This is a genomic window from Blautia sp. MCC270 (genome assembly GCF_018785605.1).
GTDB classification, from domain to species: Bacteria; Bacillota; Clostridia; order Lachnospirales; family Lachnospiraceae; genus Blautia_A; species Blautia_A fusiformis.
Map to the genome: position 1 here is coordinate 16,707 of NZ_WQQD01000045.1, position 15,400 is coordinate 32,106.

Genomic DNA, 15,400 nt, shown 5'->3' on the forward strand with positions numbered 1-15,400 from the left:
CTTATATATGAAGCGTCTCTTATAAAGGAGCCGCTCGGCTTTTTTCTTCAGATAAAAAGTATCTCCAGTCTGTACGGCCTTTACTGCACTCCGGCAAGTTTCCGAAAATCTTCTTCTGAAAGGATCGGAATCCCCAGTTCTCTTGCCTTTTTGTTTTTGGATGAATTGGACTGGATGTCGTTATTGATCAGATAATTGGTCTTTTTGGTAACTGAACCGGTAACCTTGCCTCCCAGGGATTCGATCAGCTCTTTGGCCTCACTTCGATTTCCAAAGTGCACCAGACTTCCTGTGATCACAAAATTCATTCCTTCAAAGATCTGTTCCTGTTTGGGACTGTCCTCCTGAATATGAAGAAAGCTCATCAGATGATCCAGGCGGCGATCATTATCCTCATCCCTAAAATAAGCTACCAGATTTCCGGCAATGACCGGCCCGATGGTATCAATATCACTGACCTCTTCCAGACTGGCATGACGTATCCTGTCCAGATCATTGTCAAAATGGCGGCAGATCACTTTTGCATTAGCCAGACCGATATTTGCGATCCCAAGACTGTAGATCACTCTTGGAAGTGTAGTCTCTTTCGCCCGTTCCAGACTTTCCATAAGATTATCATAGGATTTCTGCCCAAAGCCTTCCATTTCCACGATCTCATCTTTATACCGGCTGATCTCAAAAATATCGCCAAAGTCATGGATAAATCCCCTGGCAATAAATTTCTCCAGTGTTGCCTCGGAAAGTCCGTCGATATTCATGGCATCCCTGCTTGTAAAAAGGCCAAAGGATTTGATCTTCTTGGCCGGGCACCCCGGATTGACGCAGAAAAGACATTCCACATCGTTTTCTTTCTTCACTACCGTTTCCTGTCCGCAGGCCGGGCAGGTATGCGGGATCGATGCATTACCGCTTCCGGTCAGATTTTCCGCGATCTGAGGAATGATCATATTTGCTTTGTATACACGAATGGTATCTCCGATCCCCAGTTTCAGTTCCTTCATGATACTGATGTTATGCACACTGGCTCTGCTCACTGTGGTGCCTTCCAGTTCCACCGGCTCAAAAATTGCTACCGGATTGATCAGTCCGGTCCTGGACGGGCTCCACTCAATCTCCAGAAGTCTCGTATCACGCATCTCATCGGCCCATTTAAATGCCATGGCGTTCCTTGGAAACTTGGCCGTAGTTCCCAGAGATTCTCCGTAAGCAATATCATCATACAATGCCACAAGCCCATCTGACGGAAAATCATTGGTCGTAACTGCTTCCGCAAAGTAATCCATCGCTTCATCCAGAGTTCCCGCTGTGACTTTTCGATATTCCACAACCTCAAAACCCTGTTCATTCAGCCACCGGAACTGCACCTCCCTGGAATTCCGGAAATCCACGCCTTCCGCACTCACTAAAGAAAAAGCATAAAACCGTACGTTTCTCTTTGCTGTAATTTCGTTATTCAGCTGGCGGACAGAACCACTGCAGAGATTTCTGGGATTTTTGTATTTGGCATCTGCATCTCCGATAGTTTCGTTGATCTTTTCAAAGTCCGAATAGGTAATGATGGCTTCTCCGCGAAGTACCAGTCTCCCTTTAAAAGAAATTTTCAGAGGTATGTTCTTAAATACTCTGGCATTATTGGTAATAACCTCTCCCACAATACCATTTCCTCTGGTAACTGCCTTTATAAGCTCTCCGTTTTCATAGGTAAGCACGATCGTTAAGCCATCCAGCTTCCAGGATAAAAGTGTAGGATGTTCCCCGATAAACTCTCTCAAAGCTTCTCTCTCTTTGGTCTTATCCAGAGACAGCATCGGTCTCTCATGTTCCTCCTTGGGGAGCTGCTCCACTGCCTCATATCCTACATTAACGGTTGGACTTTCTGCCAGAACGATCCCTGTTTCTTTCTCCAGTGCGCTCAGAGTGTCGTACAGGGCGTCGTACTCCACGTTGGACATGATCTCCCTGTCTTCCTGATAATAGGCCCTGGACGCTTCCCGGAGCTTTTCTCCCAGCTCTTTCATTTTTTTTATGGATGATTCGTTCATGGCTTCCTCCCGTCCTTTTTTCTGATTTTTCGGAGGAAAGCATCTCCTCCAGTTCTTTTCGTTCTTCCGGCCGGATCTCACGATATTTCCCCTCTTCCAGGCCATCAATATACAGATTCATGATCCGAACACGTTTCAGTGTTACGACTTTATATCCGAAATATTCACACATACGACGGATCTGGCGGTTCAGACCCTGGGTAAGGATGATACGAAAACTGTTTTTCCCTGTTTTTGTAACCTTGCAGGGACGTGTGACCGTATCAAGGATCGGCACTCCGCCGCCCATACCACGGATAAATTCTTCTGTCACCGGTTTATTCACGGTCACCAGGTATTCCTTTTCATGGTAGTTCCCCGCCTTCATGATACGGTTCACCAGATCTCCTTCATTGGTAAGGAGAAGCAGTCCTTCGGAATCTTTATCCAGCCGTCCTATGGGATAGATCCGCACCGGATAATCCAGATATTCTGTTACTGTCATCTCATTCCGCTGCTGCTTGGTACTGCAGACAATCCCTTTTGGTTTATGAAAAAGAAGCAGGATCTTTTTTTCCTGTTTTTTTACAGGCTTTCCGTCAATACAGATCTCCGCATCCGGAAGGATCTTCATTCCTGTGGAAACCAGTTCTCCATTGACAGTAACCCTCCCCGCTTCTGTCAGGCGGTCTGCCTCTCTTCTTGAGCAGACTCCTATATCGCTTAAATATTTATTGATTCTGATTTTTTCGTCCATTGTTCTATTATATATTTTTTCCCACGTGTTCGCAACCGGTTATTTTTCTTGTATTTTCTTGCTCATTATTGTATGATAAACAGAAATATACTTAAATATCAGGAGGAAAATCATGTCAGAGCATACTCCACGTATGAACCGGCTGCTGATCTTTGTCGCTGTTTTCCTGTGTCTGATCTGCGGTATTCTCTTTACCCAGTCATCGGCCGGTCCTTTTGAAAGCAGCAGTACTTCCGTAGTTTCCATAAATACCAGCGATATTTCGACTATTGAACCAAGTTCAGATCGCGATCACCATACAGATGCATCGATATTTTCCGGCGCTCCCTCACCTTCCGCCACACCGTCTCCTGTTCCCACAGAGATTCCCGAAACAGAAAAGGTTTCGCCGGAGGCAGAAAACGGAGTCTGGACACCGGATGGCACCAACTGGAAATTTATGGTTGACGGAACCGCCTATACCGGATGGCTTACCGACACAGATAGTCATCGATATTATTTCAATAAGGACGGAATCATGCAGACCGGCTGGATCACCCTAGGCAAAAAACGTTATTATCTGGACGAAGACGGAATCATGCAGACCGGAACCATCACCGTAAATGGAAAAAAATACACATTGGCAGCAGACGGTTCACTCAAAAAATGATCTTTCGTTATATCAGAGCAACAAAAATGCAGGTTCTTCCGGAACCTGCATTTTATTAACCCTTATTATTCTAACAGACCACTATAGACATAACCGGTCTGTCCATCATAATCAACCTGTATCCAGTCGCCTTCCTGCCCTTTCTTTTCAACTTCCGTTCCTGCAGAAAAACCACCGATAACCTCACCCTCTGAATCTGCGGAAGCACGAACATTACAATCCTCTGTAACTGTAAGCATTGTTCCTGCATCTGCGGAAGCACTGGCATCTTCACCAAGGCCCTGAAGGAATTCTGCCAGAGAGGGATCACTCTCCTGCGCAGCTTCATAGTCCGTCTTTACCTTTGTGATAAGCTCCTGCACATCCTTCTCAGATTCCAGTTTTTTCACATAGGCACTGATATCTGCATCGTCATCAGCACCACCTTTGATCTTCAGATTGCCGTCACTGCCCGTCTCCACATAAAACTGGCTCAGTGCCGGAACCGGAGTCTCAATTCCAGTACAGATATAATTAAAGACTACATAAACGACATACGAATCGTCCGTCAGTCCCTTCTTAGCGTAAACATTCTGTACCTCATACCCATCAATATAATCCCTTGAATTAATCTGCGACTCGTCAGCCGGCGTAAATCCGTCCTCAATCGTCTTAAGTGTTGCAATGTCTTTTTCCCCAAAAGCTTTATAATAGCTCTGAATCAGCTCGGTTACTTCCGTGCTGGCTTTTTCCATGGTTGTCTCCGCATCCGTATCTGCCGCGGAACTGGCGTCTTTCTTCTCGTCTGTCTCCCCATCATTTGCCGGAGAAGAAGGATCATTTTCCTGGTTACTTTGGGCTGTTGTCTGATCTTTATTGGAATTCCCCTTCTTACCTCCAACACAGGCGCGGACGCCAAAGATCAGAACAAGCACGATCACCAGAATGGCTCCGCCTAACATAAAATAGCGAAGGTTATCTGATAACCATTCTCTGAAATCATCCAAGTTCTTGTCCTCCTTATCATAACAACACGCCGGAACAATTCCCACTGTTCCGGGTAACACACCTGAAGGGAATCGAACCCCCGCACATGGTACCGGAAACCACTGCTCTATCCACTGAGCTACAGGTGCATAATGAAAAACATAACTTCTAAATTCAGGTATGAAATTATCAAAGTAGGTTTACACTGTTTATGATTTTAACACAAATCCATGAAATTGTAAAGATTTTTTTAAACAGTACATATTCATCACACATTTTATGGTTGCTGTTCACTCCGTTCTCCGTATCATTTTACGCACTTTGGTCATTTTTCCAGGCCAGAAGGGCGAACACATTCACCCTTCAAACCTGTATACCACATATTTTTCTGTCTGTGCAATAGGGGTACATCCTGCCTGACGGATATAGTCATGATTTGTAAGATCTACCGGAAGAACGAGATAATCGGTTTCCGTTCTTTTCAATACCTGCCGGAACTTATCGATCCCTACATCCATCTGATAACTGATCACATCCATGATCACTTTCTGGATCTGGTAGGCCTTGCTGTTTTCGTAGTTTCCTACCACAGTACTTCCTGCACGATACAGGATAAAATTACGATCCAGAACAAGGATCAGTGACGGATCATACTGTCTAGCCACCAGATTCAGCTCATTGTCAAAAACAACCTTGGGTTGTTCTTTATCGCAGTCCTGATGGATCACATCGCATACTGAGCGCAGCTCATTCGGGACTTTATAGATGTTTTCCGCCATCACATAATCTTTTGCAATGCCGGGAACAGGTGTCCCCGTAGTGACGATCACTGCCGCAAGGATCAACGCTGTTACAGCCTTCAGCCATCGAAACCTTACCGCTTCTACGATCCGTACAGCATAATAGGCAGCACCCGGGATCACCGGAAGGATCCAGATAAAACGATAATATTCACTTTCAAAATGTACCTTTGGTATCACATATTTTACAAGAACCGGATTATATACCGTAAGTGCCAGAAAGACTAGATAATACAGGAACACTCTGGATTCTTTTCTCCTGCGGTAAAAAATATCCCAGAGTATACCTGCCAGAAAAAATACAGGCAGCAGACAGCCACTCCAGTAATTTTCCATACAGATCTGCACAAAACGCAGTCCCAGTTCTTCGATCGTTACTCCCGCCATTTTCTTCTCCTATCCATAGTATCTTCCCAGTTTCCTATGATGCCGGAAATGCGATCCATCCAAGCTTCGCCGAAAAATAAACCAGGGCATACAAAAATCCCGGCAGCATACAAAGCGCATAGGGAATCGCGTAGGAAATCTTTTTCTTCAGCACCATCACCGGAAGGATCGCCGTACTGACTACCGCAGGATAAATAAGGGAGGATCCTGAAAACGTCAACGCACTGACTGCAGCAATGAAAAGCAGCACCCAGCTCTCTTTATTTCTGCCATCTTTGTTGAGCCAGAGCCGTATACTTACCAGAAGCGCTGCCGGAATGGAAATATTTGCCAGCAGGGCCTTCCCTTCATAAACCCGCATAAACGCAAAGGTTCCTGTTGTATAGATAGAAAAAGAAAACAATTGCATCAGACACACAAAAAGAACCATCAGGTCTGCTTTTTTTTCATCTCCACGAAAAAAGCTTTTTCCGATCTGGTAGATCAGAAGATTGATCATCAGCATGTTGATCACAGACATCACGACCTTGGACTGAACGATCGGGTGGATGCCCAGAAGGACACACCACACCGCATTGTTCATCGGATATGCAGAAAGATCATAGCGGAGATTAAAATTTCTCTGGATAACACCGGTAAGCGGACTGTATCGGGCAAGAGTGTCTGTATACACGGAAGTGCTTACTGCACCAATATAATGTGTTGCATCTGCAGTAACGTCCTGATATGCAGCCACCAGAAAACACTGCAGGATCACTGCCGCAGCGGTCAAAAGCAGCAGCAGTGAATGCTTCCGAAATGTTTCTCCTATCCGGTCCAGCTGTCCCTTCCAAAGTTTATGCACAAACAGACATGCTGCCAGTACACAAGCTGCCATGATCACCATCCACAGATACGAAAAGGTACTCAGCTTTACCCATTTCAGTGTCATAGGAACTGCAAGTATCTCAAAAACCGCAAAATACAGAAGATATCCCAAGACCAGTTCCATAGTTACTTCCGCCTTCATTTTCAGTATCCGTGTCAGCAGACTTCCTGCACAGAAAAATACCAGCAGTTCCAGGATCAGTCCGGCAATTGCCAGTATCAGCTCCTGCATTTCACACCTTCTCTCCGGCTTCTCTGGCAAGGATTCCCATTGCAACCTTCTCCGGAGTGATCGGGAGCTCTCTGACACGTACACCTGTTGCATTATAAACCGCATTGGCAATAGCCGGACAAGGTGTATCGATCACAAGTTCACCAATGGATTTTGCACCAAAAGGACCTGTCTTCTCGTAGCTGCTTTCAAACTCGATCCGTACCTTCGGAATATCCATACGGTTGGGGATCTTATACTGCATAAAGGAATTGTTACGGATCTTTCCCTTATCTGTATACTGGATATCCTCATACAGAACCATTCCGATACCCTGACCGATACCGCCTTCTGCCTGCACTCTGGCAAGATTTGGATTGATCGGGGTTCCACAGTCGATCACGCCCACATAATCAATGACATCGATCTGTCCGGTCTCTTTATCGACCTCCACTTCAGCGGCACCTACCATAAACGGTGGCGGAGAGATCGGAGAAGAATATTCTTTTACAACCTGAAGCTCACTGCAGACTCCACAGGTCGCTTTTCCTGCGATCTGCTGCAGCGTTACCTCTTTTCCGTCTTCTGTGCGGACTTTTTCTCCGTCAAAATCAGAATCCTCTGCAGATACTCCAAGCATCTGTGCGCCAAAAGCGTGGATTCTCTTTCTGAGTTCTCCGCAGGCCTGGATCACGGCATTTCCGGTTGCATAGGTTGTGGAAGATGCATAAGAACCGGAATCATAGGGAGAAATATCTGTATCCACACTGAATACCACGATATTTTTCATATCTGTATCCAGACAGTCTGCTGCCATCTGAGCAAGAATGGTATCACAGCCGGTTCCCATATCAGAACATCCAAGTGCCAGGGTATAGGAACCATCCTCATTTAATTTAATGTCTGCTCCGCCGACATCGATTCCTGCAATAGATGAGCCCTGCATGGCCATAGCGATACCGACACCCCGTACTTTGCCGTTACCCATATCACGGAACGGATATTTCTCATCCCATCCGATCATTTCCTTTGCACGGGCAAGGCATTTGTCCATGGTACAGCTGCCGTTGATCGGTACATCCGGATATCCCGGAAGTGCCTCTCCCTCCATAGGCATATTCAGCTCACGGAATTTTACCGGATCCATCCCCATCTTATGAGCCAGCTCATCTGCTGCGGACTCCACAGCAAAAATACCCTGTGTGGCACCATAGCCACGATAAGCGCCAGCTGCCTGCATATTGGTATAAACAACATCATAGGCAAAACGGTAGGCTTCCGTATGACGATACAGCGCAATGGATTTATGGCCTGAAAGTCCTACGGTTGTAGGCCCATGCTCTCCATAGGCACCGGTGTTGGAAAGAGTATAAAGATCGATCGCCTTTACAATACCGTTTTCGTCTGCACCCATACGGATATGGACTTCCATCTCATGACGCGGAGAAGACGCGATCATGGATTCCTTTCTGGAAAAAACGATCTTGGACGGACGCCCGGTAACCCATGTTACCAGTGCCGGGAAAACCTCACTGACAGAAGACTGTTTTGCACCAAAGCCCCCGCCGATACGAGGCTTGATCACACGAACTTTGGAAGACGGAATGTTCAGCGCATTTCCTACGATCCTTCGGATATGGAACGGGATCTGGGTGGAAGAAACCACCGTCAGTCTCTGAAAATGGTCCATATAACAGTAGGTACGGAAGGTCTCCATCATGGTCTGCTGATTTGCCTTTGTGTGGTAAACCTGGTCTACTGTATACGCACATTTTTCCAGCATGGCATCCACATCACCCACTTCTTCTACATCGGAGGAACAGAGATTACGCTTATTATCTCCGCCGGCCGGGATCGGCATATACCAGTCATCCTCCGGGTGCACCAGAATGGGATTATCCTTGGCTGTGTGGATATCCAGAACCGCTTCCTCCACACGATATTTTACCTTAATGCGTTTCAGGGCTTTATCTACTGCCTCTTCTGTCTCACCGGCTACGATGGCAACCGGATCCCCTACAAAACGCACATGCTTATCTATGATATAGCGATCCCATGGACTGATCTCCGGCGCTGTCTGCCCGGCCAGGGTAAATCTTTTGTGGGAAACATCCTCATAGGTCAGAACACAGGCAATCCCCTCGATCTTCTTTGCAGCATCTGTCTTGATCTCTTCCACCCAGGCATTGGCATGAGGACTTCTTAAGATCTTGACGATCAGGCAGTCAGAAGGTGCAAGATCATCGGTATAGACCGGTTTTCCGGTTACCAACGACATTGCATCTGTTTTTGGCACCGGCTTGTTTACGTATTTCATTTTCCTTCCTCCTGTCCTTTTTTATAGTCGAGAAATTTCAGGATACTTCTGGTCTGTCCCACAAATCCCGAGCAACGGCACAGATTTCCGGAAAGATACTCCAGGATATCCTCTTCTGTGGGATCTTCCAGTTCCTTTAACATGGCAAATACATTCATGATAAATCCCGGATTGCAGAAGCCGCACTGCTCTGCTCCCTCATTTGCCATAAAAGCGCCGAATTCCTTTGCTTCCTCCTGCATTCCCTCCAGAGTCACGATCCGTTTCCCATCTGCGCGGGCAGCCAGCATGGAGCAGGACAGTACCGGACGTTCATCCATCAGCACAGTACAGAGACCACAGTTTGCAGTCTCACAGCCACGTTTTACGCTGTAACAGCTGTTTTTCCGCAGGAAATCCAGAAGCAATTCATCCGGACGTACCTCTGCCTGCCGTTTTACACCATTCAGCCAGAAAGTGATATTCATTCTGCTCTCCCTCCGATCTCTTCCCAGGCTCTTCTTGTAAGGACTTTCACAAGAAGACTTCTGTATTCTTTTGAAGCACGCATGTTCTTGTCTGTAGAAACATGTTCCGCTGCATATGCGGCAAAAGATGCTGCTGCATCCTTTTTCTGCTGTGCATTCATCTGTACAAAATCTTTTAAGATTTCCTCTTCATCTTCCACGATCATTGCTTTTCCGGGTCTGGCCCCAATGACAGTTCTTGCTTTTCCGTCAATAAGAGCGGCCGCACAGGTGAGCACAGGAAAATCTGTGGAATTGTTCCGCTGACTTAAGTACACACTGTTCAGCGGCTGTTTTTTTACAATGATATTTACCAGGATATCGTTATCCTTTTCCATGGATGCAAACTGTGCCAGCGGAATGGTTCCGCCATTGTACAGCTCCACCCAGGTATCCAGTGCCAGAAACATGGTCAGTACATCGGAAAATCCGAATCTTCCGAAAATACTTCCGCCCACTGTGGCACAGTTTCGAAACTGCACACCCACAATGTGCCGTACACTTTCACGGATAGCACTGTTTGTATAGGCATTCAGCTCTTTGTGGGTTTCCAGCGCATGAAGTGGTGTCATACAGCCGATCACAAATGCTTCTTCTGTTTCTGTAATAGTATCCAGCCCAAGACCTGACAGATCAATGGCTGTCATGATGTTCCGGTTTCCCATTTTCAGCCAGACCATACCGCCCAGCACACAGGCTGTTCTTTTCTGGTTCAGTTCATATGCCTGTTCAAGGCTTTCTGCCTTTACGTAATTCTTTATCTTCAGCATACTTTATTCCCTTCTGAATTCTCATTCTCTTTCTTTACGGCTGTTTTTCAGCCGAACATTTATTTTAACAGACTGTCAGCTAAATAGCTATTGTTTTTTTCTCTGCTGTTCTGACGCCGCATTAGACAGCGGTCTCCAGAACGATAAACTGATACGGTTTCAAAATGATCTCTTTTTCTGTGATCTCCACAGCTTTCTGATTATTCAGAAGCACCTCTTTTACTTCTCCCGGCAAAGATACCTTCTGTGACTGTGCCTGCATATTTCCCAGGATCAGAAGATTTTTCTCACCGTTTCTTGTATATGCGATCAGATTCTTCTGTTCTTCCTGATATGGAGCGAATGTTCCGTATACAAGCGTTTCTTTATATTCCGGAGCTTTTCTCAGTGCAGTCAGCTTTTTGTAGAAAGAAAGGAGGGAATCACTGTCCGTTAACTGGGACTTTACATTGATCTCCTTATAATTGGGATTGACCCCAAGCCACGGCTCTCCTTCTGAAAATCCCGCATTTTTCTCTGCGCTCCACTGTACCGGAGTTCTGGCATTGTCTCTGGAAAATGCGGAAGCAGCATCAAGCGCTTCTTTTTCACTGCATCCGGCACGGAGCGCTACCTGGTATTCATCGATGGTACTGATGTCATCGATCTGATCCATAGAAGTAAACTCCATATTTTCCATACCGATCTCCTGACCCTGATAAATAAACGGAATTCCCTTCAGCAGAAAATAAACACCTGCCAGGAGCTTCCTTGAATCCGGACAGCGGTCTTCCGGAGAAATATAGTGACAGACACCTCTTGGCTCATCATGATTCTCAATAATGTTGGAGATCATGCCGGTATCCCCAATCTTTTTCTGCGTATGGAAAATACACTTCTTGTACTCTTCCGGAGTCAGGTACGGTTTGGATGCATACCAGCCATCCTCGCTCTTTCCGTAACAGGTTTCTTCAAAATCAAACATGGATGAAAAATATCCGTTTTCTCCGATAAAATCTTTGATCTCATCTTCCTTTTCATTGAAGACCTCTCCTACAGTAAAAGCATCATAGGGATGAAAGCACTTCTCAGCCATCTCTCCCAGAAATTCTCCAATCCCTTCTGCCTCCTCCAGCATCCTCCCGACGCTGCAGAGCCCATCTGCACGATCGGCAGGATAATCGGAAAACGGAAGCTTCTTCTTGATATTGATAATGGCATCAATACGGAATCCGCCAAGCCCTTTTTCCATCCACCAGCGGATGTTTTTGTAGACTTCCTCTCTTACTTCAGGATTCTCCCAGTTGAGATCCGGCTGCTTCTTGTGGAATACATGGAGATACTGTTTATCCGGATGTCCCGGAAGCTCTTCCCATACCGGACCACCGAAATAGCTTCTCCAGTTGCAGGGAGCTTTATCATCCTTTTTGTCCCGGATATAAAAGAAATTTCCATACTTTCCGTCCGGATCCTTAATGGCCTGCTGAAACCACTCATGCTCATCGGAGCAGTGATTTACCACCAGATCCATAAGGATGTACATTTCTCTTTTTTTTGCTTCTGCGATCAGACGATCCATATCCTCCATGGTCCCAAACCTCGGATCAATCGCATAATAATCTGCAATGTCATATCCCTGGTCTGCAAGGGGAGATTTATAGATTGGGGAAAGCCAGAGGATATCTGCTCCCAGTTCCTTAAGATAATCAAGCTTGCTGATGATTCCCGGGATGTCTCCGATCCCGTCTCCGTTGGAATCATAAAAGCTCTTGGGGTATATCTGATATACCACTTTGTCATGCCACCATTTTCGTTTCATCGTAATTCCTCCTATGCCTGTTTGATCATGCAGTACTGCTTCAGATCAAATCCTTTTTTCTGTACAATGCCGTATAATTTAAATCCGAATTTCTCATACATGGAAACATTTGCCGGATTATGGGTTTCCAGAGAGATCATCAGCTTATGCCTGTCCGCATAATCGATCACCTCATCCATCAGCTTTTCAGCAAGACCGTGATGCTGCATCTTCGGCGCCACTGCCAGATAGATCACATGAAGCCTTTCTGCTGTATGAAGCTGGGAAGTCCAGCTGGAATTCAGATAGTCTTTTCCCTGGATGAATTTCCGCAGGGTCGCAAGACTTGGATCCTCTTTGATCAGATAGCCATCTGTTTTCAGAAGGGCAAAAAAATCCACCATCAGATTATGTAAGGCTGCTTCATGCTCCGTTCCGTCGGATACTACCAGGATACTGTTCAGCTCACTGCTGTCTGCATAGATCTCGCAGGTCTCAAAAAACTCCGTAAGATCACAGGTAAAAAGCTCCGGCATCAGCCGTTCTCTGGTATCCCTGTCCGGGATCAGTGCATGATACAGAGGATCCTCCGAAAAACATACGGTCAATATCCGGATCAGCTTATCCAGATCTTCTTCTTTCACTCGGTATAAATTATGGCTTTCCATTCTTTCCTCCAGATATGGTTTTATTCTGTTCCTTTTTCAAACATATCACTGACCTCGCAAATCAGATTCCTGAGCTTTTCCACTGCACGGATCAGATATTCAATATCATCCGCATAATAACGCTTCTGTCTTTCCCAGGCTTCCTTGAGGCTCTGCTTTTCTGCCTCCAGACTGTCACCCGGCTTCTTTTCCTTCAGGCTTTCCACAAGATCATAAAGGTTCTCATGGTGGATGATCCTGCCCTTTCCCCACATCAGGCGATCCGGGGACTGCTTCAAGATATATTCCGTAAAATGATAAAAGACTTCCCGCTCAAACTGAAAGGCATAGCAGTTGTTGTCAATACTGTAAAAAGCCTCCAGCGCAGGTGCGATCTCTCCTTTTTCCAGATATCCCATCGCTTTCTTCAGTGCATAAAGATTGTTCTGCACTGCCTGCTGCGGAAAGATCACATTGTCATCCCAGTCCAGACGTACCAGATAATCCTGGGATTTCCGGAATACACCGAGAAGCTTTTCGGTAATGGCATCGGCTTTTTTCCAGTCACGTTTTTCTTCCGGAAGGCTGTTGAAGTGCCGTACCTGCTCTGCAAGGATGGCAGCTGCTTTTTTTGCCTCTTCTGTTTTTTTCAGAAGGAGTGTACTGTCGGCGCCGGTCTGCATACACAGATCCGTATCCAGGGTCTTAATACTTTGGTCCAGTACCCGCCCGAAATCCATTGGCGGCAGAGCAAGGCCGTCAATAGCCAGAAGAAGTTTCAGATAAAATTCATGATGGAATCTGTATACCTCTTCCTCATAAACATCCTGGTTATCGTATTGGGAATGATAATAATTTTCCATAAACGGGCCACCGCTGAAATCATTGACCATGGACGGGATCCCGGAAATAGCCATGGTAAAATCATCAGACCAGGTTTCAATGGGATACAACGTGGTCATGCCCTCCGGGTAAATCCCCTCCGGCATCTGCACAGCATCCACGAAGCTGCGCACAAAATCCGCATACTCATAGGTACATCGTACTGCATCTCTGGTACTGTGTGCATGAGCCGGAAGCTCAAAATTCAGATCTGCGATCACGTGCCCCTGCCACTCCGGTCTCGCCTCAAATACCTGGCGGTAAGCACCTGTGGACCAGTCATATTTTGTGTCGGAAATCCCCCATTCTTCTGCTGCAAGAGCACATACCACAATAGTATGGCGAGGTTTATAGCCACCACGGAGCAGCGCCCTGGCAATTCCAATGATCATGGCCACTGCCGCATTATCGTCCTGAAATCCCTCAAAATAAGAATCATAGTGAGCACTTAACAGGATCATGGAATCCGAATCGGTTCCCGGGATTTTGCCAACGATATTGTAGGTATACTGGTCTTTGATCACCTCTGTATCCGCATCAAATTCCACGGAAAGCTCCGGAACACGATTCCCATTCTCATTTTTCTCCTCCATCAGCTGACGGATCATAAGAAAATCTGCCCGTGACATGGAAAATGCAGGCGCACAAGAAGGTCCTGCGATATCCTGTGCATTCAAAGCCGTATCATCGATCTGTGCGTATCCTCTGCTCTGTACGGCGATCAGAGCTGCTGCACCCTTCAGGTGTGCCTGATACACCGGGTAGTTGATCCACCATTCTTCTCTCTGATTGATCTCGATAAGAACCAGCTTTCCTTTCACATCGATATCCTTATATTCGTCAGCTGTACCCTTTCCAAGATATACAAGATCAAACCTCTGAAAGCCATTGGTCTTAAAATCCGTCTGATATGCGCCAAGCTGGATCTCCCGGCAGGTTCCCTCTCTGTCATGGCAGCGCATCACCGCTTTTTTAAATTCCCATGCATCCACACGGATCTTATCTTTTTCTACCTGTGTGAGACCGGCTTTTTTCATTTCTTCCAAAAGCATATCTCCGGTTTTTCGCTCTGCCAGGGAGCCTGCTGTACGGTATCCCAGAACCGGATTTGTTTTTTCCTGCTCCATGCGCCTGGCCAGATCATAAGATTCTTTTATATTCAGGCATGAAACACATTTCTCCACGATGTTCAAATTTACTGTCATCCCTTTCTCGGCAGTTCCCTGCCGGCAGTTCCGTACTCCCGGCAGAGATATTCCTCTAACTGTTATAGATTATACCTTATCAATGTGCGGATTTCCAGATAAAAAAACGCGATTTGTTCTGATCATCAGAGACATGGTGTTGGTGACACCGGACATGGCTTCCATGATCTCTGACTGATCCACAATGGAAAAAGCGTCTTCGTCCTGCTCAAAGCGTTCCATCAGGAGCTCTGTAAGCGCATTTTCTGCCAGGTCCAGATTACCGGTACTCACAATTGTCTTGGAAAGGTTCCCTTTTTTCGCCTCCGCCGATTACGTTTTCGCTACTGTTTTCTGCGCCGGCTTCGTATGCGCCACTTTAAAATATCCCACAGTTCCCGCACCTGCCACACAGACAGTCGCCACCGGGATGATCACCATAAGCCTTTTACGCCGTCGTTTCATTTTCCTTAACCTCAAAATATGCTGTGTATGTTCTCTCTGTTTTAAAAATACTTTAAAAGAAAAATGCATAAAGACTTTGTGTGATCTGTGAAAACCCGGTGAAAAAGGCATCCTGTTTTTCATATACAAATACAAATAATTAATTATATTTTCTGTCTGCTGTCATTATTTTTTGTATATATTAAATATTATTT

The 15,400-nt window shown here is 46.0% G+C and carries 13 protein-coding genes, 1 tRNA gene and 1 pseudogene; 1 reads left to right on the top strand and 14 read right to left on the bottom strand.

All coding sequences use genetic code 11. The features are described 5' to 3' along the window. Positions 1-80: 80 nt before the first annotated feature. Together ligA and GPK58_RS11010 are read right to left on the bottom strand one after the other, a co-directional pair. Positions 81-2,042, bottom strand: coding sequence for an NAD-dependent DNA ligase LigA (gene ligA / locus GPK58_RS11005; RefSeq protein WP_215638650.1), 1,962 nt, complete (start codon positions 2,040-2,042; stop codon positions 81-83). Between the two features lie 85 nt (positions 2,043-2,127). Continuing rightward, positions 2,128-2,778, bottom strand: a pseudogene (locus GPK58_RS11010) (pseudouridine synthase); the annotation flags it as partial. Positions 2,779-2,890: 112 nt separating this feature from the next. On the opposite strand from GPK58_RS11010, the gene GPK58_RS11015 reads away from it, so the two are divergent. Then, entirely contained in the window at positions 2,891-3,427 is a 537-nt protein-coding gene (locus GPK58_RS11015; protein WP_173740488.1) for an N-acetylmuramoyl-L-alanine amidase family protein, read from the top strand. A gap of 65 nt (positions 3,428-3,492) precedes the next feature. On the opposite strand, the gene GPK58_RS11020 is transcribed toward GPK58_RS11015, so the two are convergent. The 12 genes from GPK58_RS11020 to GPK58_RS13180 all read right to left on the bottom strand — a co-directional run bounded on the left by GPK58_RS11020 (position 3,493) and on the right by GPK58_RS13180 (position 15,206). Beyond that, a complete protein-coding gene (locus tag GPK58_RS11020; protein ID WP_022426066.1) occupies positions 3,493-4,413 on the bottom strand; it encodes an SH3 domain-containing protein in 921 nt (306 codons plus the stop codon). A gap of 57 nt (positions 4,414-4,470) precedes the next feature. Next, positions 4,471-4,542 (bottom strand) — tRNA-Arg (locus GPK58_RS11025). Positions 4,543-4,749: 207 nt separating this feature from the next. Next, positions 4,750-5,580: a hypothetical protein gene (locus GPK58_RS11030; protein ID WP_015524720.1), complete on the bottom strand. Its 831-nt coding sequence runs from the start codon at positions 5,578-5,580 to the stop codon at positions 4,750-4,752. Positions 5,581-5,614: 34 nt separating this feature from the next. Further along, on the bottom strand, positions 5,615-6,679 hold the full coding sequence (locus tag GPK58_RS11035) for a DUF6077 domain-containing protein (RefSeq protein ID WP_022426067.1): 1,065 nt from the start codon (positions 6,677-6,679) through the stop codon (positions 5,615-5,617). 1 nt (position 6,680) lies between these two features. Next, positions 6,681-8,975, bottom strand: a complete 2,295-nt coding sequence (locus GPK58_RS11040; protein WP_022426068.1) for a xanthine dehydrogenase family protein molybdopterin-binding subunit — start codon at positions 8,973-8,975, stop codon at positions 6,681-6,683. Beyond that, positions 8,972-9,442, bottom strand: coding sequence for a (2Fe-2S)-binding protein (locus GPK58_RS11045; protein WP_015524717.1), 471 nt, complete (start codon positions 9,440-9,442; stop codon positions 8,972-8,974). Before GPK58_RS11045 ends, GPK58_RS11040 begins: the two co-directional genes overlap by 4 nt. After that, positions 9,439-10,251: an FAD binding domain-containing protein gene (locus GPK58_RS11050; protein ID WP_022426069.1), complete on the bottom strand. Its 813-nt coding sequence runs from the start codon at positions 10,249-10,251 to the stop codon at positions 9,439-9,441. Before GPK58_RS11050 ends, GPK58_RS11045 begins: the two co-directional genes overlap by 4 nt. Before the next feature lie 121 nt (positions 10,252-10,372). Next, the gene (locus GPK58_RS11055; RefSeq protein ID WP_022426070.1) at positions 10,373-12,049 is read right to left on the bottom strand and encodes an alpha-glucosidase; all 1,677 of its coding nucleotides are present in this window, start codon (positions 12,047-12,049) and stop codon (positions 10,373-10,375) included. A gap of 11 nt (positions 12,050-12,060) precedes the next feature. Continuing rightward, positions 12,061-12,696: a GNAT family N-acetyltransferase gene (locus GPK58_RS11060; protein ID WP_015524714.1), complete on the bottom strand. Its 636-nt coding sequence runs from the start codon at positions 12,694-12,696 to the stop codon at positions 12,061-12,063. A gap of 20 nt (positions 12,697-12,716) precedes the next feature. After that, positions 12,717-14,762 carry a M28 family peptidase gene (locus GPK58_RS11065; protein WP_022426071.1) on the bottom strand — a complete coding sequence of 682 codons (2,046 nt, stop codon included), beginning with the start codon at positions 14,760-14,762 and terminating at the stop codon, positions 12,717-12,719. Positions 14,763-14,831: 69 nt separating this feature from the next. Next, the gene (locus GPK58_RS11070; RefSeq protein WP_118608545.1) at positions 14,832-15,035 is read right to left on the bottom strand and encodes a hypothetical protein; all 204 of its coding nucleotides are present in this window, start codon (positions 15,033-15,035) and stop codon (positions 14,832-14,834) included. 39 nt (positions 15,036-15,074) lie between these two features. Continuing rightward, on the bottom strand, positions 15,075-15,206 hold the full coding sequence (locus tag GPK58_RS13180; RefSeq protein ID WP_256443690.1) for a hypothetical protein: 132 nt from the start codon (positions 15,204-15,206) through the stop codon (positions 15,075-15,077). Between the last annotated feature and the right edge of the window lie 194 nt (positions 15,207-15,400).

Excerpts from the sequence above, each read along its gene's own strand:
- ligA (WP_215638650.1), bottom strand. The coding sequence starts at position 2,042 with ATGAACGAATCATCCATAAAAAAAATGAAAGAGCTGGGAGAAAAGCTC.
- GPK58_RS11015 (WP_173740488.1), top strand. The coding sequence starts at position 2,891 with ATGTCAGAGCATACTCCACGTATGAACCGGCTGCTGATCTTTGTCGCT.
- GPK58_RS11030 (WP_015524720.1), bottom strand. The coding sequence starts at position 5,580 with ATGGCGGGAGTAACGATCGAAGAACTGGGACTGCGTTTTGTGCAGATC.
- GPK58_RS11035 (WP_022426067.1), bottom strand. The coding sequence starts at position 6,679 with ATGCAGGAGCTGATACTGGCAATTGCCGGACTGATCCTGGAACTGCTG.
- GPK58_RS11040 (WP_022426068.1), bottom strand. The coding sequence starts at position 8,975 with ATGAAATACGTAAACAAGCCGGTGCCAAAAACAGATGCAATGTCGTTG.
- GPK58_RS11045 (WP_015524717.1), bottom strand. The coding sequence starts at position 9,442 with ATGAATATCACTTTCTGGCTGAATGGTGTAAAACGGCAGGCAGAGGTA.
- GPK58_RS11050 (WP_022426069.1), bottom strand. The coding sequence starts at position 10,251 with ATGCTGAAGATAAAGAATTACGTAAAGGCAGAAAGCCTTGAACAGGCA.
- GPK58_RS11055 (WP_022426070.1), bottom strand. The coding sequence starts at position 12,049 with ATGAAACGAAAATGGTGGCATGACAAAGTGGTATATCAGATATACCCC.
- GPK58_RS11060 (WP_015524714.1), bottom strand. The coding sequence starts at position 12,696 with ATGGAAAGCCATAATTTATACCGAGTGAAAGAAGAAGATCTGGATAAG.
- GPK58_RS11065 (WP_022426071.1), bottom strand. The coding sequence starts at position 14,762 with ATGACAGTAAATTTGAACATCGTGGAGAAATGTGTTTCATGCCTGAAT.
- GPK58_RS13180 (WP_256443690.1), bottom strand. The coding sequence starts at position 15,206 with ATGAAACGACGGCGTAAAAGGCTTATGGTGATCATCCCGGTGGCGACT.